This is a genomic window from Paenibacillus solani, assembly GCF_001277345.1.
GTDB lineage: Bacteria > Bacillota > Bacilli > Paenibacillales > Paenibacillaceae > Paenibacillus_AQ > Paenibacillus_AQ solani.
On sequence record NZ_LIUT01000002.1, the window covers coordinates 131,611 to 152,016 of the forward strand.

Annotated in this window: 18 protein-coding genes and 1 tRNA gene; 5 read left to right on the forward strand and 14 right to left on the reverse strand. The window is 48.3% G+C overall.

Going from position 1 to position 20,406, the window contains the following annotated elements; all coding sequences use genetic code 11:
- Positions 1 to 6: 6 nt before the first annotated feature.
- Positions 7 to 1,047 (reverse strand): ABC transporter substrate-binding protein, encoded by a 1,041-nt coding sequence (locus tag AM231_RS17045; protein WP_054403764.1) that lies wholly within the window; start codon positions 1,045 to 1,047, stop codon positions 7 to 9.
- Positions 1,048 to 1,448: 401 nt separating this feature from the next.
- Between AM231_RS17045 and AM231_RS17050 the strand changes: the two genes are divergently transcribed.
- Complete coding sequence (locus AM231_RS17050) at positions 1,449 to 2,168, forward strand: stalk domain-containing protein (RefSeq protein WP_054403765.1); 720 nt, start codon at positions 1,449 to 1,451, stop codon at positions 2,166 to 2,168.
- Positions 2,169 to 2,384: 216 nt separating this feature from the next.
- On the opposite strand, the gene AM231_RS17055 is transcribed toward AM231_RS17050, so the two are convergent.
- The 7 genes from AM231_RS17055 to AM231_RS17085 all read right to left on the reverse strand — a co-directional run bounded on the left by AM231_RS17055 (position 2,385) and on the right by AM231_RS17085 (position 9,964).
- Positions 2,385 to 2,636, reverse strand: a complete 252-nt coding sequence (locus AM231_RS17055) for a hypothetical protein (protein ID WP_054403766.1) — start codon at positions 2,634 to 2,636, stop codon at positions 2,385 to 2,387.
- A gap of 91 nt (positions 2,637 to 2,727) precedes the next feature.
- Positions 2,728 to 4,017: a phosphopyruvate hydratase gene (eno, locus tag AM231_RS17060; RefSeq protein WP_054403767.1), complete on the reverse strand. Its 1,290-nt coding sequence runs from the start codon at positions 4,015 to 4,017 to the stop codon at positions 2,728 to 2,730.
- Between the two features lie 50 nt (positions 4,018 to 4,067).
- The gene (gpmI, locus tag AM231_RS17065; protein ID WP_054403768.1) at positions 4,068 to 5,612 is read right to left on the reverse strand and encodes a 2,3-bisphosphoglycerate-independent phosphoglycerate mutase; all 1,545 of its coding nucleotides are present in this window, start codon (positions 5,610 to 5,612) and stop codon (positions 4,068 to 4,070) included.
- Entirely contained in the window at positions 5,613 to 6,365 is a 753-nt protein-coding gene (gene tpiA / locus AM231_RS17070) for a triose-phosphate isomerase (protein WP_053490577.1), read from the reverse strand.
- A 76-nt stretch (positions 6,366 to 6,441) separates the two neighbouring features.
- Positions 6,442 to 7,623, reverse strand: coding sequence for a phosphoglycerate kinase (locus tag AM231_RS17075; RefSeq protein ID WP_054403769.1), 1,182 nt, complete (start codon positions 7,621 to 7,623; stop codon positions 6,442 to 6,444).
- Between the two features lie 195 nt (positions 7,624 to 7,818).
- Positions 7,819 to 8,823, reverse strand: coding sequence for a type I glyceraldehyde-3-phosphate dehydrogenase (gene gap / locus AM231_RS17080; RefSeq protein ID WP_054403770.1), 1,005 nt, complete (start codon positions 8,821 to 8,823; stop codon positions 7,819 to 7,821).
- Between the two features lie 97 nt (positions 8,824 to 8,920).
- On the reverse strand, positions 8,921 to 9,964 hold the full coding sequence (locus tag AM231_RS17085) for a sugar-binding transcriptional regulator (protein WP_054403771.1): 1,044 nt from the start codon (positions 9,962 to 9,964) through the stop codon (positions 8,921 to 8,923).
- Between the two features lie 260 nt (positions 9,965 to 10,224).
- Between AM231_RS17085 and AM231_RS17090 the strand changes: the two genes are divergently transcribed.
- Together AM231_RS17090 and clpP are read left to right on the forward strand one after the other, a co-directional pair.
- Positions 10,225 to 10,299: transfer RNA gene (locus AM231_RS17090), tRNA-Arg, on the forward strand.
- A gap of 164 nt (positions 10,300 to 10,463) precedes the next feature.
- Positions 10,464 to 11,060 carry an ATP-dependent Clp endopeptidase proteolytic subunit ClpP gene (clpP, locus tag AM231_RS17095; RefSeq protein ID WP_053490581.1) on the forward strand — a complete coding sequence of 199 codons (597 nt, stop codon included), beginning with the start codon at positions 10,464 to 10,466 and terminating at the stop codon, positions 11,058 to 11,060.
- Positions 11,061 to 11,332: 272 nt separating this feature from the next.
- Here the strand turns inward: clpP and AM231_RS17100 are convergent, their stop codons facing one another.
- The 6 genes from AM231_RS17100 to AM231_RS17125 all read right to left on the reverse strand — a co-directional run bounded on the left by AM231_RS17100 (position 11,333) and on the right by AM231_RS17125 (position 17,810).
- A complete protein-coding gene (locus AM231_RS17100; protein WP_054403772.1) occupies positions 11,333 to 12,412 on the reverse strand; it encodes a PdaC/SigV domain-containing protein in 1,080 nt (359 codons plus the stop codon).
- Positions 12,413 to 12,907: 495 nt separating this feature from the next.
- Positions 12,908 to 13,960, reverse strand: a complete 1,053-nt coding sequence (locus AM231_RS17105; RefSeq protein WP_054403773.1) for an ABC transporter substrate-binding protein — start codon at positions 13,958 to 13,960, stop codon at positions 12,908 to 12,910.
- Between the two features lie 57 nt (positions 13,961 to 14,017).
- Positions 14,018 to 14,824: an ABC transporter permease gene (locus AM231_RS17110; protein ID WP_054403774.1), complete on the reverse strand. Its 807-nt coding sequence runs from the start codon at positions 14,822 to 14,824 to the stop codon at positions 14,018 to 14,020.
- Positions 14,825 to 15,673: an ABC transporter permease gene (locus tag AM231_RS17115; protein ID WP_054403775.1), complete on the reverse strand. Its 849-nt coding sequence runs from the start codon at positions 15,671 to 15,673 to the stop codon at positions 14,825 to 14,827.
- Positions 15,670 to 16,641 carry an ABC transporter ATP-binding protein gene (locus AM231_RS17120; protein WP_054403776.1) on the reverse strand — a complete coding sequence of 324 codons (972 nt, stop codon included), beginning with the start codon at positions 16,639 to 16,641 and terminating at the stop codon, positions 15,670 to 15,672. The genes AM231_RS17115 and AM231_RS17120 overlap by 4 nt, the downstream gene beginning before the upstream one ends.
- A gap of 407 nt (positions 16,642 to 17,048) precedes the next feature.
- A complete protein-coding gene (locus AM231_RS17125) occupies positions 17,049 to 17,810 on the reverse strand; it encodes an SIMPL domain-containing protein (protein ID WP_054403816.1) in 762 nt (253 codons plus the stop codon).
- Positions 17,811 to 18,070: 260 nt separating this feature from the next.
- Here AM231_RS17125 and AM231_RS17130 point away from each other — a divergent pair, with 260 nt between their 5' ends.
- Both AM231_RS17130 and AM231_RS17135 read left to right on the forward strand, forming a co-directional pair.
- Complete coding sequence (locus AM231_RS17130) at positions 18,071 to 19,519, forward strand: amino acid ABC transporter substrate-binding protein/permease (protein WP_054403777.1); 1,449 nt, start codon at positions 18,071 to 18,073, stop codon at positions 19,517 to 19,519.
- Positions 19,512 to 20,240, forward strand: a complete 729-nt coding sequence (locus AM231_RS17135) for an amino acid ABC transporter ATP-binding protein (protein ID WP_054403778.1) — start codon at positions 19,512 to 19,514, stop codon at positions 20,238 to 20,240. Before AM231_RS17130 ends, AM231_RS17135 begins: the two co-directional genes overlap by 8 nt.
- Positions 20,241 to 20,406: the final 166 nt, after the last annotated feature.

Here is a 20,406-nt window from a genome sequence, read left to right on the forward strand (position 1 = left end):
CGGGACTCATTGTGTGAGCAGATCAGCTGTCTTCCGGGCCATTGTCTGGGCAGACAGTGGGCCGCCGTATGGCCACATGTCACCGCCAAGTGCATATACGCGGTCTTCTTTCACAAAATTCAAGCCTTTCCAAACGGGATTATCTTTCAGTTGGTTCTCAATGACGTTGTCACTGTCCTGGATAATATGCAGGAAATTCGCGTCCTGAAGGGCAGGCAGCGCCTCCACGTCAGCTGTGGTAAAACCATAGACTTCAAATTGTTTAGGCTTATAGGCGTTAGTCAGGCCGATATGCTCCAGGATTTTAACCGCCAGTGAATTGTCCGTTGAAATCCGGAACGTCACTGCATTCTGATTGCTGTAACCCATTGCGAGCACAAACGGTTTGTCTGTCATGCCAGCGGCTTCAAGCTTGGATTTGGCATCGGCATACGTTTGGTCCAAGTCGCTAAGCACTTTGGACGCTTCCTCTTTTTTGCCAAGCACGTCAGCGATCGTGTTAAACGTATTCACCATCTCTTCATATTGATCTCCTTGTCCCTCACCCGGATAAGGATCGAATACCAATGTAGGCGCGATGCTCTTAAAAGCTTCATAGTTTCCTTCAATATTTGATTTCAAACCAATGATCAGATCCGGCTTCAAGGAAGCGATCAGCTCCACATTTGGCTCTTGACGAGTACCGACGTCGGTCACGTCCGAACCGATCTCAACCGGAATGTTCACCCATTGATTCATCCCTTCAATATCCGCAATACCAACCGGTTGGATGCCAAGAGCGAGAACATCCTCTGCGTACAGCCATTCCAGTGCCACGATGCGCTTCGGAACGCCCTTAATTTCCGTCTCGCCCAGTGCATGCTTAATGGTGCGAGTCTCCGGCGCCGCCTCCGCTTTGTCTCCGCTCTGAGCGGCTCCCTGATCTGCATTCGGCGCTCCACTAGAACTGCTGCCGTCCTTGGAAGCTGTTCCAGCTCCGCAACCGGCTAAAACCAAAACAAATATCAACATGATAAACACGAAACTCTTTGTCTTCATATGACGCATGAAGTTTTCCCCCTCATCTTCTCCTATGTATTGTAGATATTTTTTATTAATAATTATTATTGAGAACAATTATCATTATCAATACACTAGACAATGATAATCATTCTCACTTGTTATGTCAATAGGTTTCTTGCTTCAACCTCTTGGCCTGCAATACCTAGCAGAAAAGCTCTCTATTTCCGCAGCATTAGTCACAAAATGAATGGAACTTATTCCAAATCTAGGTGTTCTATATAAAAAGTCCGTATTGGCGATTATATACGGCATTGTCTTTTAGTTCTAACTGATTAGCCTAAATATCCAATCCAAAACTGCCGCAAACAGGGTTGGTTGCAAAACACGTGTTACTTAAAAATTTTGGGGTTTTTAACATCCAAAAAATCTTAGAGGAGGCCATAACTATGAAAAGAAAATGGATTACCGTAGGTGCAGCCCTGTTAGTTCTAGGGGCAGTTCAAATGGCCCATGCTGCGGAAGGAATTAACTTAGTGATTCACGGTAAAACGGTAAATACAACGGAGCAAGTGAAAATAATTGAAGGAAAAATATTCGTTCCATTGAGAGTCATTGCAGAAAATTTGAATCAACAAGTAATATGGGATTCAGAAACAAAATCACTAACGATTGAAGAAAAAAAGAAAGAAAGACCTATCGAAAGAATCGTTCTTCAGCGGGGAAATGATATCTTTGTTACATCTGATCCTGATAGTATCAATGGTGAAAATGAAGCAAATCAAGCATTTTTGTTTCATTTAACCACCCTATATAATGAAGTTTATCGGGGACTGTTAAGCACAGACTTAGAAGCAGATACAACCATGAAAATGGCAGATCAAATCCCTGTTCTGAAAAATAGTGAAACGACAAAAGAGAAGTCCTCAGAAACCAGTTCCTTTTTTGTGAGGCTTGTTCAGCCTGCATATATACCACATCCTGGCGAAAATGCCCCTGCAGCCAAAGACCTTTTATTTTATATTGACGATAAGAGTCCTTCTGATCTTCAAATTGGTGTACAGAATCCGAAGGACATAAGGGAATGGAAAATATACAAAGTAAAGGGTTATGGAGATTGGTTCAAAAAGGAATGCGACATCTATCTTCGTGCTTCAAAAGGCTTATAATTTTATAATTTTTTCTATAGTCGTGTTCCTCGCCATGCATTGCACTGATAAAACAGAAACCTATAAGAGGGTCACTTTCAACAAAGTGTCCTTCATTATGGGTCACAGTTTACATTCGTGTTGAACTTTCGAATACAGGAACAATTGGTTTCTACAAGCAGCCTTTAAGCCCATACTTCCCCCCTCGACTACACCCTAGCCGACGTGTCCTGCCCTCTACCAAGCACCAGTGCCCACACCCAAAAAGCCCAGCTCATGAGACCTCACATGAGCCGGGCTTTCTTTGCACTCCCATGAGATACTCGCAAGTGGCTGCACACCTCTTCCCTGCTCAGGTGCGAATATCGGTGGAGGAGCAGCGCGTTCGCCTTTAAAAGCGGGAAGCCTCCTCAGCTTATTCCATTCCAGCTTCCCGATTTTAACAGTGACCGGAGCCGATATACGGACCGACCCACAGCCCCAAACCAAGTGTGCAGCCTCCCCCTTCCCCGCCATCCCTCATATCAATGCAAAAAAGCCCAGCTCCCCAAATCAGGAGCCGGGCTTCCATCTTATTTCATTATTTTTGCTTCAAGTTGTAGAACGACTTCAAGCCGTGGTATTGAGCAAGTTCACCCAATTCGTCTTCGATGCGAAGCAATTGGTTGTATTTCGCAACGCGGTCTGTACGGGAAGGAGCACCCGTTTTGATCTGGCCAGCGTTGGTAGCTACAGCGATATCAGCGATCGTGCTGTCTTCGGACTCACCGGAACGGTGGGAGATAACAGCAGTGTATCCTGCGCGTTTTGCCATTTCGATTGCATCGAAAGTTTCAGTCAATGTACCGATTTGGTTAACTTTGATCAAGATGGAGTTACCGATACCTTCTTTGATACCTTTTTCCAGACGCTCGGTGTTTGTAACGAACAGGTCGTCACCCACGAGTTGAATTTTGTCACCCAGTTTCTCGGTGAGCAGTTTCCAACCTTCCCAATCGTCCTCGGAGCATCCGTCTTCGATGGTTACGATTGGATATTTGTCTACCCAAGAAGCGAGCAAGTCAACGAATTCTGCTGGCGTGAAGGATTTGCCTTCGCCTTCCAGAACATATTTGCCATCTTTGAAGAATTCAGTGGAAGCTACGTCCATACCCAGCAATACATCTTCACCTGGCTTGTAGCCAGCTTTTTCGATTGCTTCGATGATGGAAGACAATGCATCTTCGTTCGATGTGAAGTTCGGAGCGAAACCACCTTCGTCGCCTACCGCGGTGTTCAGGCCTTTGCCTTTCAGAACGGACTTCAGGTTGTGGAAGATTTCCGCACCCATGCGCAGAGCTTCTTTGAAGTTAGGAGCTCCTACAGGTAATACCATGAACTCTTGCACGTCAACGTTGTTGTCCGCATGTGCGCCACCGTTAACAATGTTCATCATTGGTACTGGAAGTTGTTTAGCGTTGAATCCGCCAAGGTATGTGTACAGCGGAATAGCCAGAGCGTCAGCAGCAGCACGAGCAACAGCCATGGATACAGCCAGGATTGCGTTCGCACCCAATTTGCCTTTGTTTGGTGTTCCGTCCAAAGCGATCATCAGTTTATCGATGGCGATTTGGTCCAGAGCGTCGAGGCCGATCACTTCAGGAGCGATGATCTCATTAACGTTCTTAACAGCTTGCAGAACACCTTTGCCCAGGTAACGGGATTTGTCGTCGTCGCGAAGCTCAACTGCTTCGTGAACGCCAGTGGAAGCACCGGATGGAACGATCGCGCGACCGAGTGCACCGGATTCCAGGTATACATCAACTTCTACTGTTGGATTACCGCGGGAGTCGAGGACTTCGCGTGCATATACGTCAGAAATAATAGTCATGTGTATAGTCTCCTTTTAAACGTTGTTAGTTTATATCCATTATGAACGACTTACTTACGTGCTGCAATCATGGAAGTTCCGGTCATCTCTTCTGGCTTCGGCAGACCCATCAGATCGAGGATCGTTGGGGCGATGTCGGCCAGAATGCCGCCTTCACGCAGCGTTACATTCTCGTCCGTTACGATGAATGGCACCGGGTTCGTGGTATGAGCCGTGAATGGACGTCCATTCTCGTCAAATACCATGTCCGCATTCCCGTGGTCAGCAGTGATCAGAACAACCCCGCCTTTTGCCAAAACAGCTTCAACCACCTTGCCCACACACTCATCCGTTGTTTCCACGGCTTTGATGGTCGGCTCCAGCATGCCGGAGTGGCCTACCATGTCCGGATTGGCGAAGTTCAAGATGATCGCATCATGCTTATCTGCTTCGATTTCTCGTACGCAGGCATCCGCCACTTCATAAGCGCTCATCTCCGGCTTCAGATCGTATGTCGCTACTTTCGGCGAGTTGATCAGAACGCGTGTTTCGCCTGGAAGCTCGACATCGCGTCCGCCGCTGAAGAAGAACGTGACGTGCGGATACTTCTCGGTTTCTGCAATACGCAGCTGCTTCTTGTTGTGTTGAACAAGCACCTCGCCCAGCGTGTTGTCCAGATTCTTCGGTTTGTAGGCCACAAAGCCTTCCACCGTCTCACTGAACAGCGTCAAGCAGACAAAATGCAAGTTCTGCGGGAACTTCGGTCCGCGATCAAATCCGCGGAAATCCTGGTTGGTAAACACTTGAGACAACTGAATCGCGCGGTCAGGGCGGTAGTTCAGGAAGATAACCGAATCTCCGCTTTCCACCAGACTTACCGGCTCTCCAGCACTATTGACGATCACTGTCGGTTCTACGAACTCATCATACACAGACTTCTCGTAAGATTCCGTAATAGCCTTCAGTGGATCGGTATATTTAGGTCCTTCGCCATACACCATGGCACGATAAGCTTTCTCGACACGATCCCAACGCTTGTCGCGGTCCATCGCGTAATAGCGTCCGGACAGGGTAGCGATGTGGCCTACGCCCACTTCTTCGATCTTCGCAATCAGGTCCTTGACGAACTGCTTGCCGCTGTCCGGCGCCACATCGCGTCCATCCATGAAGCCATGAATGTAGACCTCATGGAAATCTTCCTTCTTGCAAAGATCCAGCATCGCGAACATATGCTCAATATGGCTGTGTACGCCGCCGTCGGATACCAGACCATACAGATGCAGCTTCTTGTTATTGTTCTTGGCCGCGCGTACGGCTTCCAAGAGCGTATCGTTCTCGAAGAATTCTCCTTCACGAATCGACTTCGTGATGCGGGTCAGATCCTGATAGACAATCCGGCCTGCGCCGATGTTCAAGTGACCCACTTCGGAGTTCCCCATTTGACCTTGTGGCAGGCCCACGGCTTCACCGCAAGCAGTCAACGTTGTGTTCGGATATTGCTTCAAATACCGGTCGTAATTAGGCTTGTTCGCTTGCGCGACCGCATTGCCCACCTCGGTGTTGCGAAGCCCGAAACCGTCCATGATGATCAGAGCAACGGGTTTTGGAGCCGTCATTTACTTCGCCCCCTCAACGAGCGCAATGTAAGAAGCCGGTTGTAGACTTGCACCACCAACGAGCGCGCCGTCGATGTCGCTTTGTCCCATATACTCCGTTACATTTTCAGGCTTAACGCTACCGCCGTATTGAATACGTACTTGCTCTGCAACACTCTCGCCATACAGACCTTTAACAAGCTCGCGAATATAAGCGATGACTTCATTCGCATCCTCTGCGGTAGAGGATTTGCCTGTTCCGATCGCCCAGATTGGTTCATAAGCAATAACCACATGAATCGCCTGATCTGCAGGAACACCTGCGAACGCAGCTTCCGTCTGCACTTTGCATACGTCCTTGGTTTGACCGGCTTCACGCTCTTCCAGCTTCTCTCCGACACATACGATCGGAAGAAGAGCATGACGGAATGCCGCATGTACCTTCTTATTGACGATCTCATCGGTTTCGGCAAAATACTGACGGCGCTCGGAATGTCCAATAATGACATAGTCCACGCCCAGGTCCTTCAGCATCAATCCGCTGATTTCACCAGTAAAGGCACCATTATCTTCAAAATGAAGATTTTGTGCACCGATTTTGATGTTCGTGCCCTTTGCCGCTTCAACCAATGCAGGAAGATTCGTAAATGGCGCGCAGATCACGCTCTCCACGCCTTCCACTTCCGCTTTGCCTTTCACATCTTCAATAAATGAAGTTGCTTCCGGAACAGTTTTGAACATTTTCCAGTTACCAGCTATGATAGGTGTTCTCACACGATTCACTCCTTTATTCCCCCGATGATTCCGGGTTCAAGCTTCATCCACTCGCTATCCAATGTAGTTCCTATTTCTATTTGTCGTTCAGTGCCACAACACCAGGAAGTGCTTTGCCTTCCATGAATTCAAGAGATGCGCCGCCACCTGTCGAGATGTGATCCATCTTGTCGGCCAGGCCGAATTTCTCCGCTGCTGCAGCAGAGTCGCCGCCGCCAATAATCGTGTAAGCTTCCGTATCCGCACATGCCTGTGCCACTTCACGAGTACCGTTGCTGAACGGAGCAATTTCGAATACGCCCATCGGACCGTTCCATACAACAAGTTTGGAGTTTTTGATCACTTCTGCATACTTGGCGCGAGTCTTAGGACCGATGTCAACGCCTTCCCAATCAGCGGGAATGCTGTCGATACCAACAATCTTCGTATTCGCATCAGCGCTGAACTCATCCGTAACGACGATATCTTCCGGCAGGTAGAAATTTTTGCCCAGCTCTTTAGCTTTCTCGATGAAACCGAGGGCCACATCCAGCTTCTCTTTATCAAGCAAAGATTGACCGATTTCATGGCCTTGAGCTTTGAAGAACGTGTAAGCAAGTCCACCGCCGATAATGACATTGTCAGCAAGCGTAAGCAGGTTGTCGATCACGTCGATTTTGTCTTTAACCTTCGATCCACCGATGATGGCGGTAAACGGACGATCTGGATTCGAAAGGGCCTTGCCGAGAACGGACAGCTCTTTCTCCATCAACAATCCCGATACAGCCGGAAGATGATGTGCGATGCCTTCTGTCGAAGCGTGCGCACGGTGAGCAGCACCAAATGCGTCGTTCACGAACAGATCAGCAAGCTCGGCGAACTGCTTCGCGAGTTCCGGATCATTCTTCTCTTCACCAGGGTAAAAACGAACGTTTTCAAGCACGAGCACATCGCCGTTTTGCATCTTGTCGATTTGCGCTTTAACAGCTTCGCCTACGGCTTCATCCGCTTTGGCTACCGGCTTGCCCAGCAGTTCGGACAGACGCTCGCTAGCTGGAGTCAGGCGCAAGGATTCAACGACCTCTCCTTTTGGACGACCCAGATGGCTCGCCAGAATAACCTTCGCACCCTTCTCTACCAAGTATTTAATGGTCGGTAAAGTTTCGCGAATACGAGTGTCGTCTGTAATCTTGCCATCTTCCAGCGGTACATTGAAATCGACGCGGACAAACACCCGTTTGCCGCTTACTTCCACATCACGTACACTTTTCTTGTTCATCTCCACGTTCCTCCTAAGAAAATGTTTCTCCTCGCAAGGCAGCATGCGGTTGCTCCCGTTTGTCTCTCTATCGCCTCGCCAGTGCCCGGATTTATCTATTCTTCCCAGTGCTCTGGCATGAAAATAAGGAAAAACCATGAACCGAAAGAGGAGACCCGTGAACGGAACTCCTCTTCGATTGAATGGCTAGATCAATTACAGACCTTTGCTTGCGATGTAAGCAGCAAGGTCAACGACACGGTTGGAGTAGCCCCACTCGTTGTCATACCAAGAAATAACCTTCACCATGTTGTCGCCAACAACCATTGTCGACAGGGAGTCGATTGTGGAAGAAGCAGGATCTGTATTGTAGTCGCTGGATACAAGCGGCTCTTCGGAGTAGTTCATGATACCTTTCAGAGGACCGTTAGCAGCAGCTTTCAAAGCTTCGTTTACAGCTTCTCTTGTTACTGGCTTGGAAGTTTCGATTACCAAGTCTGTTACGGAAACGTTCTTCGTAGGTACGCGCATAGCCATACCGTTCAATTTACCTTTCAACTGTGGCAGAACCAAGCTAACAGCTTTAGCTGCACCAGTTGTGGAAGGAATGATGTTCTCAGCTGCTGCACGAGCACGACGAAGGTCTTTGTGCGGCAGGTCAAGTACTTGCTGGTCATTCGTGTAAGAGTGAACCGTAGTCATCATACCTTTTTCGATTCCGAAGTTCTCGTCCAGAACCTTAGCGAATGGAGCCAAGCAGTTTGTTGTACAAGAAGCGTTGGAGATAATAGTATGGTTAGCTGGATCGTATTTGTCTTCGTTTACGCCCATAACGATGGTGATATCTTCGTCAGTAGCTGGAGCGGAAATGATAACTTTCTTAGCGCCGCCTTTCAAGTGAGCGGAAGCTTTGTCTTTCGCTGTGAAAATACCAGTGGATTCTACAACGATTTCAACGCCGTACTCAGCCCAAGGCAATGCTTCAGGGTTACGCTCAGCGAATACTTTCACTTCGCGGCCGTTTACAACCAGTGCGCCTTCTTTAGCTTCAACTGTTGCATCCAGTCTGCCGTGAGTAGTGTCATATTTCAAAAGGTGTGCCAACGTGCTCACATCCGTCAAATCGTTGATTGCTACGATTTCAACTTCGCTGTTGTTCAGCGCAGCGCGGAACACGTTACGTCCAATACGTCCAAAACCGTTAATACCTACTTTAACCATGAGTAATTCCCTCCATATTTATGAAATTTATATATTCAAGATTAGCCGTTAAGCCAATCATGACAACAATATTGAAAAACAAGCCTGATCCACGGAATTAAATATCCGCGTCAATCTCTTTCTCGATTTCCAGTGCGGCAGCTTCATCCGTCACGAGAATATTCTCATGTCCGAACCTCAGGACCGCGTGAATCGCTTTGCCCTTGCCTTGACCGCCTGCAATACCGATGATCGTCTCCGTCCGCATAATATCCTCAAGCCGTAGGCCGAGGGTAAGCATCTTGTGGACGACTTCGCCATCTTCACTGAAATAATAGCCGAAGGATTCCGCAATGGCGCCATCTGCCTGCAAGCCCTGAATAGAGCTGTCATCCAGTTTGCGTCGTCTTGCCATTTCCATTGCGTCGCCGATGCCGTGAATAATGACCCGGCACCGCCTGATCACATCCACAATCTCTTGGATATGCTGGTCCTGAACCAGGGACTGGTAGGCATCCTCGCTTAACAGATCCGGTACATGAAGCAGCCGGTATTCTGCTCCGACACGCTTAGCCATCTTGGAGGCAATGGTGTTCGCTTGAATCTCCATGCTCTCACCGAGACCACCCCGAGCTGGCACGAACCAAGTGTCTGTCAACGACTCGCCATTCGGCAAAGCAGGCATCTGTTCTGCTACTTCAGCGAGTGTGGAGCCGCCTGTAACGGCAATCGTGTCTCCATTCTCTACAAAGCTGAGAAGCGTTCTGGCTCCGGCACGCCCAAGCTCCCGCTTGACTTCCGGAGATGATTCACTGTCACCGGGAATAATGACCACTTTACGAAGCCCGTAAGCCTGACGAATCTTCTCTTCCAGTTCAACAAGTCCGAACAACTCATTCATGACCGGTTCCAAATCTTCCAGCAAGCTTATTCCTAAAGCGCTAATCCGCATGCCAAGCGTTTCAATCTCAATCAACCCTTGGGCCTTCAGCAGATCCGTCTCTGCTCTGAGCACACGCTCGGTCATTGATAATAATGAAGCCAGCGTCCTGCGACCAACCATTCCGGACAACTTAATCTGATAAAGTATGGAATATCTTCGTTTGAGAGTGTCCATCAGATCCGGCAGAAGTTGCTCTTGTATTTCTAATAGGTTACGCATGCATTTCCACTCCTGCAAACTTCGTCTTGGCTCTCCTCTACCTGGCCGTAAAATGTCCCAGTCAAACGTTTTAAGTCCCACCTATATTCTAACCAATAATCACACGGGTTGCAAGTGTCCGAAAGTATATTTCTCCGCCCCAAGCATTCTTATTCATTATGGCCAACTTTGGGCTTTCTATATAATAGGAGCAAAGTTTTGTTCGCTCTTGTAATTTGAAAATAGATGCGGTATAATCAACTTCGTTGCTAATTTTCTTTGCGCCCGTGGTCCAATGGATATGACGTAGGCCTCCGGAGCCTGAGATCGAGGTTCGATTCCTCGCGGGCGCGCCATTTTAACTTTGATTCTCTATACTGATTACCCTAAAGTGCCCATGACGGCTCTTTTTTTTATCCAATAGTTTGACTATCTTTGACTTTTTGATTTAAATTGTTTATCATATGGTTAATAAGGTAACAGTATTGATATGAGGTACTTTTAAGAGGAGGTTTTTCACGTGAGTTTTATCCCTATGGTCGTTGAACAGAGTAACCGCGGCGAGCGGGCGTACGACATTTATTCCCGATTGCTGAAAGACCGCATTATATTCCTCGGCTCCGACGTCAATGACGTGGTTGCCAACTCCATCATAGCCCAAATGCTGTTCTTGTCAGCTGAGGATCCTGAGAAGGATATTCATCTTTACATCAACAGCCCTGGCGGTTCCATTACTGCTGGTATGGCTATATTCGATACGATGCAGTTCATCAAGCCGGATGTTTCAACCATCTGTGTCGGTATGGCTGCTTCCATGGGTGCTTTCCTGCTCAACGCAGGCGCTAAGGGCAAGCGTTACGGTTTGCCAAACAGCGAGATCATGATTCACCAGCCGCTCGGCGGCGCTCAGGGCCAAGCAACGGATATCGAAATCCGTGCCCGCCGCATCCTCAAGATGCGTGACAAGCTGAACCGCATCCTCTCCGAACGTACCGGCCAACCGCTGGAGCGCATTGAGAAGGATACCGACCGCGATTACTTCATGACGGCTGAAGAAGCCAAAGAATATGGTCTGATTGATCAAGTACTTGAGAATACACCACCGCAAGGACTATAAGAATCGCAGCTAAAGGCAGTTACCGGTGTCAACCGGCAGCTGCCTTTTTCATTTTTCTTGAATATATAATTGCACATACAGAAAAACCCTTGGCCATAAGAAGCTAACAGAAGACTCTATCTCCTGCGCCTCTATGACCAAGGGTTCTCTGCAATTGGTTCCAGTACACTGTTGCTTCGGGACAGCATGTATTCATAATTTAATAACGAGTAATGAGTACGTAATGAACCTTATTCCTGACGTACGTTTATAGACAATCTATCCGCAGTATCTTATTTCCATTCCTTCAGCTTCAGCTCAAATTCCGGGAATCCATAGGCATATGCTGTGTATTCATAGAGCTGGAAGTATAACACCGCAGCATTATCCTTTACATAAAACTCTGCATCGGCAGGCACTCCCTCAAATCCACCGAGGTATCCGCCTTCCTTTTTCATCTTATTCAGCACGGTGTTGTTCAGTTTCTGCTTGTTCTTGCCTTCCATATTAATGAAATCACCCAGCTTCATTTGCTTGCCGTCCTTCAAGGAGAACGTAAAGCTTTTACGGAAAGTCATACCATGGGCACCGCCAGTATAAGAATAATCATATGTCGTAATGCTGAGAATATCGTTCTGGTTATACTGAACTATGAAATCTCCATTGAATTCATACGGATATTGGGAATCCGACGGCGAGAGGGTACCCTCGTTTTCTTCAGCACCTGTGATCACACCCGATGCATTCTCTTTCAGCACACTATTAATTTCAGCCTGTACGTCCGCATCAGCCAGGCCGCTGACAACCGGATAATGGGCAACCGCTTCTACGCCTAGAATCTTCTTCTTCAGCGTCGCTGATTTGATCGTAATGTCATTCTGCTTCTTCGGCGTCATGCTAAGTGTTTTCGAGGCAGGGTTCCATTGTCCCTGAATTCCAAGGTAGTCGCTAATATTCTTGTAAGGCAGATACAGGCGCCCATTAATAATCTGTCCGCCCGGGTCACCAGCGTAACTACCGCTCACCAAAATGCCGATTTCGTTGGAGGAGTATACGACGGCGCTTAGCTTGTTATAGCCGCCGCTGTTGCTCAGCGTATACGTACGATTTTTTGAGTCATATTTAAGAGACATTCCCAGACCATCCCGCAAAGCAGTGGCCGGCACATAGGTTACCCCATGCAGCACAATCCCTTTTTGTGGCAAGTTCTTGCCGTTCCATTTCAACTGAACTTCATTCTTAGACGATTTTTGGCTGGTGGAAACGGTTGTCTTCGGAGCGCCTGCATCGATGACCTGTCCGTTCATTCCAAGACTGCCAAGTAGGACACTAGTAGCGATTAATGATGCACATACACGAAATTTAGGATTCATATTAGAATTCCACCTTTATTAAATTAAGTTTCTCATGAGTTGTTAATATATTACCCTTAATCATTATAAGGAAAGCCTTCTATGTATTGGTAACAAAGTCAGTGACAATTTTGATTCCGGGTCTTAATGCCTAATCTTTCATAACATGCTGTTACTCTGGAAATGGAACGTAAACAAGAGCACCTCCATAAGCATCTACAAACCATAAATCGCACTGTCTTGCACAATATAAGCTGTGGCAAGAAAGCCAAGCTCGCATCCCAAGGCATATCCTCTCTTATATATAACATATAACACCACGAGCGGACTTTTAGTTGTGGTTAGATTCGTATAAATCGGACTATTTTCCCTATTCTGGGTCTAAAGGATCACTACGATATAAAAAGCGCCGTTTGATGCGATGAAAAAAAATAGCCGCCTAAAAGAGCCGCAAACACAAAAAAGCCCATCCCCACAGGGACAGGCTTCGTGTCTTTGTTACTGTAATATCTTCGATTATCGGCCGCTCTTCAGCTCGGTCCACTGACGGTCATAGATCTGGAGCGCTTCGCCGACATTATCAAGCCACTCGGTACGATGCAGCTCATCGTCCGTCAAGTTGATCATGGTGTTATTGCGATAGTCCTCACTATGGAATTCCATCGCTTTGGTGTTCGGATTGCTGTATCCGATAAATTCATAATTCTTGGCACTGACCTCAGGCTCCATCATATAGTTGATGAATTTCTCGGCCAGCTCTTTATTCTTCGCACCCTTAGGAATCGCATAGTTATCCGAGAAGATGGTCGCCCCCTCTTCAGGTACAACATATGCAACATCCGGGTTCTCGGCCGCAATGAATGCCGCATCCCCAGACCATACGGTAGCAATCCAGCCTTCTTCCTGAATCATCTTCTGCTTAATGTTGTCCGTATCAAACGCGAGCACATTCGGCAGCAGTGTCTTCAGTTCATTCGTGGCAGCAGTAATTTCGGCTTCGTCCGTAGTGCTGTTGGACTTCCCTTCCTTCTTCAGGGCCATGCCGATCATTTCACGGTTGTCATCCAAAAGCAGGACTTTTCCCTTGTATGCCGGATTCCAGAGGTCTTCCCAGCTGTTAATCTCATCTTTTACATATTTCTTGTTATATGCAATTCCCGTTACACCGGACGTGTAGACGATCGAATATTTATTGCCCGGGTCATAAGAAGGATCCTTAAACGTATCCGTAATATTGACGAAGTTCGGGATATTATTCATGTCCAGAGGCTCAAGCAGCTCCGTTTCGATCATTGTTTTCACCATATAATCGGACGGCTGAATGAGGTCATACCCACTGCCGCCAGCCTTGATCTTAGCCAGCAGGTCTTCATTGTTTGCATAATTATCGTAGGTCACCTTCACGTTGTACTTCGTTTCGAAGTCCTTCAGCACCTCGGGATCGAAATTGTCCGCCCAGCTATAAATGTGAAGAGTTTCCTTATCCGAGCCGCAAGCAGCCAGGAGTCCTACAGACAATACTGCAACCAGGCCTGCCGCGAGCAGGCGGGTCCATCTAGATTGTTTCAATTCACTATCTCCTCTCTTTCCATTTCCAAATTGTATTCGATAAAACGACTCTTGCCGCTAGATCGGTAATGTTTTGTGTTTCTTCTGCCCATTGCCGCGGTTAAGAATATATTGGGCTAACAGGATCAGCGTAATGCTTACCAAGATGAGCAGTGTACATAGCGCATTAATCTCGGGTGAAATACCGCGTTTCACCTGTGCATAGATATATATCGGAAGCGTCGTGGAACTTGGGCCGGCAACAAAGAAGCTGACCATAAAGTCATCCAGTGACAGTGTAAAAGCAATCAAAGCGCCGGATATAATACCAGGAGCAATCTGCGGCAGCGTGACGTACCGGAAGGTCTGCCACGGCGTCGCGCCCAGATCCTGCGCTGCCTCCCCGAGCTGCTTGCCCATGCCCGACAATCGGGCCGTCACAACAACGTAGACGTACGACAAGCTGAACGTAATATGGGCGATGATCACCGTTGTCTTGCCAAGCGGTATGTTCAGTTGGCTGAACAACACCAGCAGCGACAGTCCCATAATGATATCCGGAATAATGACCGGCAGGTACAGCAGACCATTCATGCCGGTGCGGCCCTTACGCCCCAAATTCCGGAGCGAGAGCGCAGCTGCCGTGCCAAGCAGGGTTGAAACGATGGTCGATATGACAGCCACCGTCAAGCTGTTCATCAGCGCTTCCATGACATGCCGGTTCTCAAATAGCGATGCATACCAATCCAGTGTGAAGCCTTCCCAGTTACCGCTCAGCCGCGTATCATTGAAGGAATAGATGATGATCATGATGATGGGTACATAGATGAAAGCCATCATAAGGAAGGAGTGAATCCCGAGCAGCGGATGATTCTTCTTCTTCACTTATCTTCCCTCCCCTACGCGTTGATGGCGGGCTTGCATCGCCCGGTTAAAGAGCAGGATCAGCACCAGAGACGTAGCAACGAAAATCACGGACAGCGCCGCTCCAAAAGGCCAGTTGCGTGCACCCAGGAACTGCTGCTGGATGATGTTACTGATCATGGAAGATTTCGCGCCACCCAGAATATCCGTGACAACAAACATTCCTGAAGTTGAGACATAGACCAGAACCGCGCCGGTCATGATGCCGGATTTGCTCTGCGGCAAGGTAATATGCCGGAACGCCTTCCATCTGGAAGCGCCCAGATCACTGGCCGCATCCAAGAGACGCTTGTCCATCTGCTCCAGGGCCACGTAAATCGGCAGCACCATGAACGGGATGAAGTTATACACCATGCCGAGCAGTACGGCACCGTACGTATAGAGCATCTGAATCGGTTCATCGATCCATCCCATCCACAGCAGCAGGCTGTTCACTACGCCTTGCGTTCGCAGCAGCAAAACCCAGGCATAAGTACGGATCAAAAAGTTAATCCAGAAAGGGACCGTAATCAGAATCAATCCCCAGGTCTGAATACGCGGGGAAGCTCCCGCTATATAGTAAGCCAGGGGATAGCTGACCAACAAGCAAATCACCGTTGTCAGCAGCGACAATACCAAGGTATCCCAATAGATGCCTAAATATAATGGATCAAAAAAGGTCTTATAACCTTCCAAGCTGAAGGAAAAAACGATATTCCCCAGCGCGTCCCGGGAGAGAAAGGAAATGCCGACCACAATCAGCATCGGAACGATCAGGAACAGGCATAGCCACAGCAGCACCGGAGTCAGCAGGAATCTTGATTTCCTCATGGTCCGATGATCACCTCATCCTTGTGGTTCCAGTCCACCCCGACCCGTTCACCAACCTCCCATGGATGGTCATCCGAAATATCCAGAGCGATCATCACCTTCATCGGTTCATTATCCAGTTGGACCAGCAGCTTGTGAACACTGCCCAGATACTGCACATCCTCAATCACGCCGCTCTTCTTGCCACCTTGTTCACGCAGCGGAATCAGCTTCTCAGGCCGTACAGCAAAGAGACCTTCAGGCGAGTTAAAGACGTTATTCTCCCCTACAAAAGTAGCGGCAAACAGCGTTTTCGGCTTCGCATAAATCTCGCGCGGCGTACCGATCTGCTCTACCCGTCCATGGTTCATAATTACGATCCGGTCGGAGAGCATCATGGCTTCCTCCTGATCGTGCGTGACATAAACAAACGTAATCCCGAGTGTCCGCTGCAAATGCTTGAGCTCGGATTGCAGATTTTTACGCAGCTGCAAATCCAGCGCACCTAGCGGTTCATCTAATAGCAGCACCTTAGGCTTATTCGCGATAGCGCGGGCAATCGCCACGCGCTGCTGCTGTCCGCCGGACAATTGGTGCGGGAAGCGATCCCGCAGGGCGGTCAGCTGCGTCATGGTTACGGCCTCGTCCACGCGCTCCTTAATGAGCTGGCGCGGCATTTTTTTCATTTTTAACCCGAAGGCAATATTGTCTTCTACGGTCATATGCGGAAACAGAGCATAGTGTTGGAATACCAGATTCAAATCCCGCTTATTCGCAGGCACTTCCGTCACATTCTGACCCGCCAACCACACCTGACCTTCGGTCGGCTGTTCGAATCCTGCTATCATGCGGAGAATGGTCGTTTTGCCGCAGCCGCTGGGCCCCAGCAATGTTAAGAATTCTCCCTCGTTTATCGATAGCGATAGCGGATGCACGACCGCTTGTCCTTGAAAATGCTTCTCGATTTGGACAAGTTCAATCACATGCATCAACCCCTTTCTCAACAAAATGCAGCTTCATTCACGCTTTATCTTCATGCTCGATAGTATGCACAAAAATGTTCTTCACTAAGAAGAAACGGTTATACCGCCTATTGTTGCATAGAAGGCAGAATCCGTTTCTTAAGAGGAAAGCATCTAATAATCTCTACTAAGAAAAAAAAGCCATATCCATGGGTATGGCTTTAATGGTCCAGAATATAAGTTCATTTTTTCGCATATTCACTATACCTCGTTTTTCCCCCATACACAACACTTTTCTATGTATTTAGACAGGGGAAGCTTCGGATATATGTCCGAATTCTGGCATTCGGATTTCCGAAGGAAAACATCAAAAAACCGTCCACCCGGCAACAACTCGGATGAACGGTTTTCTTCCACGCTAATCAAACATGTTATTACTTCAATTCATATTGTACATATAATTGTGTCGAGAGCTTGACCTCACCCGGCTTTACAGAGGTGTTGGCACTCTCGGCGTCAAAGGCTACCTCTGCTTTCGATTGCAAGCTTTCAAGCCCATAGATGTTATTTACACTAACCGAACCCTCCACAATATTCAGCACGATCCCGAGCGATCGATTAGAGGCCTTCGCCATCGCTTGTGCCTTCAGATTTGCATTCGCCATTGCTTTATCAATCACTTGTGCTTCAAATGCATCACGATTCTCAATCGAGAAACGGGCATTGCCAATGGAGTTAGCGCCGACATCGGAGGCTGCATCAAGCAGATCGCCAACCTTGCTCAGATCACGAAGAGTAACTTCCAGTGAATGATACGCAGAATAATTTTTCACTTTGCGTCCATTATCATCGGAGTACGTATAGTTCGGCTGTACATAGAACTGCTCGGTTTTAATATCCTTGTCATCGATTTTCCAAGTCTCTTTCAGCAGCTTGGTAATCTTGTCGATCTTCTGGGCATTGCTCTTCTGCGCAGATTTAGCCGTTTCTGCATATGACTCTGCTCCAATGGACAGATATACGATATCCGGCTTCACCGAAATCTCGCCTTTACCCATTACGGTAAGAAGATTCTGCTGTGCGGCCTCCGCTGCATGCACCTCGGTTGTCCCGCTCAGCCCTACCCATGTCGTACCGCCAGTTAACAGTGCACCCGCAATCATCACGGAACCTACTTGTTTGACCCATCTCTTCATCATAATCGTCCTCCTTATATTGGCATCGTTGCCATGCTTGCCTTACCCTTCTAACGTGAAGCGGTTGGTAAATGTTGCATGGTGGATAGAGCGTTTACACATTTTTCTTTAACTTTTATATCAGCCCTCATCATTGGCACTTCCAGGCATGATTCGCATTTCCACACAATAGGATAGCCCATGAAGCCCAAAACATCTGTTTAATGGGGAAGCCTTCATGGGTAACTAACTTACAACTGTGTTAAAAAGAGGAGGTCACTATGAAATCATTCCGGGTGTTATACGCATTCTTATCCCTGCTGATCCTCATCGCAGCGGGTATCCCTTATGGTACAGCAAGTGCGGCGGCAGAGCCGGCTTCCGGTAAAGTTTATCAAATCGGAACAGACGTTACGTTTGCCCCATTTGAATTCCAGGATGCCAGCGGGAATTTTGTCGGTATCGACATGGATTTGCTGGATGCGATTGCTAAGGATCAGAACTTCCAGTACGAGATCAAGCCGCTTGGATTCAATGCCGCGGTTCAGGCACTGGAGGCCCGTCAGGTAGATGGGGTCATCGCAGGTATGAGCATCACGGACGAACGCAAACAGAAATTCGACTTCTCCGATCCCTATTTCAAATCAGGTGTGGTCATGGCCATTCGTGAGGATCAGGAGTCCATTAAAGGGTATGAGGATTTAAAGGGTAAGAAGGTCGCCGTCAAAACAGGCACGGAGGGCTACAGCTTCGCGGAATCCATCTCGGCCGAACACGGATTCACCATCGTGCCTTTTGATGATTCAGCCCAGATGTATGATGATGTGAAGACAGGCAATTCTGTTGCCTGCTTTGACGACTTTCCCGTACTGGCTTATGGCGTCAAACAGAATAACGGACTGAAGATCGTGACAGATATGGAGCCCGGCGCCTCCTATGGTTTTGCCGTTAGTAAAGGGCAGAACCAGGAGCTTCTGCAGAAATTTAATGCTGGTCTGGTCAACTTGAGGGCGAGCGGGGAATTTGACCGCATCCAGGAGAAATATGTGGGCGAGAATGCCCCATCTCCGGCGAACCAAAGCCGCATGGGGCTGGTCATCGAATCACTGCCTTACCTGCTGAAGGGTCTTGGCAAAACCTTGCTGCTGACGATTGTTTCGCTGTTTTTTGCATTTTTTATAGGTTTGATATTCGGCTTTATGAAGGTCGGACGCAATAAGTGGCTTCGGGGTATCGCGACCGTATTCGTGGACATTTTCCGCGGCATCCCGCTGCTTGTGCTCGCCTTCTTCATCTATTTCGGGATTCCGCAGGCGTTCGGATTTACGATGTCGCCCTTGGTGGCAGCCGTTCTGACACTAAGCTTGAATGCCGGTGCTTATGTAACAGAGATTATCCGCGGAGGTATCCAGTCGATTGATCCCGGACAGCTGGAAGCTGCCCGTTCACTTGGCCTTCCCTACCGTAAGGCCATGATGAAGATCATTATTCCGCAGGCGATCAAAATCATGATTCCGACCTTTATTAACCAGATGGTGATCACACTCAAAGATACATCTATCCTGTCGGTCATCGGCATGGTCGAGCTGACCCAATCCGGGAAGATTATTATCGCAAGAACATTCTCATCGTTTGATATTTGGCTGACTGTGGCGATCATGTATCTGATCGTCATCACCATTCTGACCAAATTTGCAGACCGTCTGGAAAGGAAGGTGCGTCATGGCTAAAATACGCGTAGAAGGACTGAAGAAAAGCTTTGGCTCGAATCATGTGCTCAAGGGTATCGATATGCAGGTTGAGGAAGGCGAGGTTGTCTGTGTCATTGGTCCTTCGGGCTCCGGCAAGAGCACCTTCCTGCGCTGCCTGAACCGGCTGGAAGACATCACGGCAGGCAAGGTGTATGTTCATGATCAGAATATCAACGATCCCTCAATAGATATCAACAAGGCACGCGAAAATGTCGGGATGGTATTCCAGCATTTCAATCTGTTTCCCCATTTCAATGTGCTGAAGAACATTACATTTGCCCCGGTGGAGCTGGGCAAACAGAATGCATCCGAGGCCCGTGCATCGGCATTGAAACTGCTGGAGCGAGTGGATCTCTCTGACAAGGCGGAGGCTTTCCCGAGCCAGCTGTCGGGCGGTCAGAAACAGCGCGTGGCCATCGCGCGTGCGCTGGCGATGAATCCCGACATCATGCTGTTCGATGAGCCGACCTCGGCGCTGGACCCCGAGATGGTCGGCGAAGTGCTGGGCGTCATGAAGTATCTGGCCAGCGAGGGAATGACCATGATCATCGTAACGCATGAGATGGGCTTCGCCCGTGAAGTGGCCGATCGGGTGATCTTCATGGACGGCGGGTATATCGTGGAGGAGGGACCGCCGGAGAAGGTGTTCGGCAGCCCAGAGCATGAGCGGACCATCAGCTTTTTGGAGAAGGTGCTGTAACGACCCGAAGAGATCTATTAATAGCATATAAATATTCGGTAACAACTTCCATAGCAAACGGACTACGACAGACGTTATGACTCAACAAAGGAGGATATGCTCAGAAGCATATCCTCCTTTTAACGTCCCTGTAGTCCGTTATTTTGTTATACCGATTTATTTCCCT

What these genes read in the sequence shown, in the direction of transcription:
- AM231_RS17045 (WP_054403764.1), bottom strand. Translation starts at nt 1,047, where the DNA reads ATGCGTCATATGAAGACAAAGAGTTTCGTGTTTATCATGTTGATATTT.
- AM231_RS17050 (WP_054403765.1), top strand. Translation starts at nt 1,449, where the DNA reads ATGAAAAGAAAATGGATTACCGTAGGTGCAGCCCTGTTAGTTCTAGGG.
- eno (WP_054403767.1), bottom strand. Translation starts at nt 4,017, where the DNA reads ATGACTATTATTTCTGACGTATATGCACGCGAAGTCCTCGACTCCCGC.
- gpmI (WP_054403768.1), bottom strand. Translation starts at nt 5,612, where the DNA reads ATGACGGCTCCAAAACCCGTTGCTCTGATCATCATGGACGGTTTCGGG.
- AM231_RS17075 (WP_054403769.1), bottom strand. Translation starts at nt 7,623, where the DNA reads ATGAACAAGAAAAGTGTACGTGATGTGGAAGTAAGCGGCAAACGGGTG.
- gap (WP_054403770.1), bottom strand. Translation starts at nt 8,823, where the DNA reads ATGGTTAAAGTAGGTATTAACGGTTTTGGACGTATTGGACGTAACGTG.
- AM231_RS17085 (WP_054403771.1), bottom strand. Translation starts at nt 9,964, where the DNA reads ATGCGTAACCTATTAGAAATACAAGAGCAACTTCTGCCGGATCTGATG.
- AM231_RS17100 (WP_054403772.1), bottom strand. Translation starts at nt 12,412, where the DNA reads ATGAATCCTAAATTTCGTGTATGTGCATCATTAATCGCTACTAGTGTC.
- AM231_RS17115 (WP_054403775.1), bottom strand. Translation starts at nt 15,673, where the DNA reads ATGAGGAAATCAAGATTCCTGCTGACTCCGGTGCTGCTGTGGCTATGC.
- AM231_RS17120 (WP_054403776.1), bottom strand. Translation starts at nt 16,641, where the DNA reads ATGCATGTGATTGAACTTGTCCAAATCGAGAAGCATTTTCAAGGACAA.
- AM231_RS17125 (WP_054403816.1), bottom strand. Translation starts at nt 17,810, where the DNA reads ATGAAGAGATGGGTCAAACAAGTAGGTTCCGTGATGATTGCGGGTGCA.
- AM231_RS17130 (WP_054403777.1), top strand. Translation starts at nt 18,071, where the DNA reads ATGAAATCATTCCGGGTGTTATACGCATTCTTATCCCTGCTGATCCTC.
- AM231_RS17135 (WP_054403778.1), top strand. Translation starts at nt 19,512, where the DNA reads ATGGCTAAAATACGCGTAGAAGGACTGAAGAAAAGCTTTGGCTCGAAT.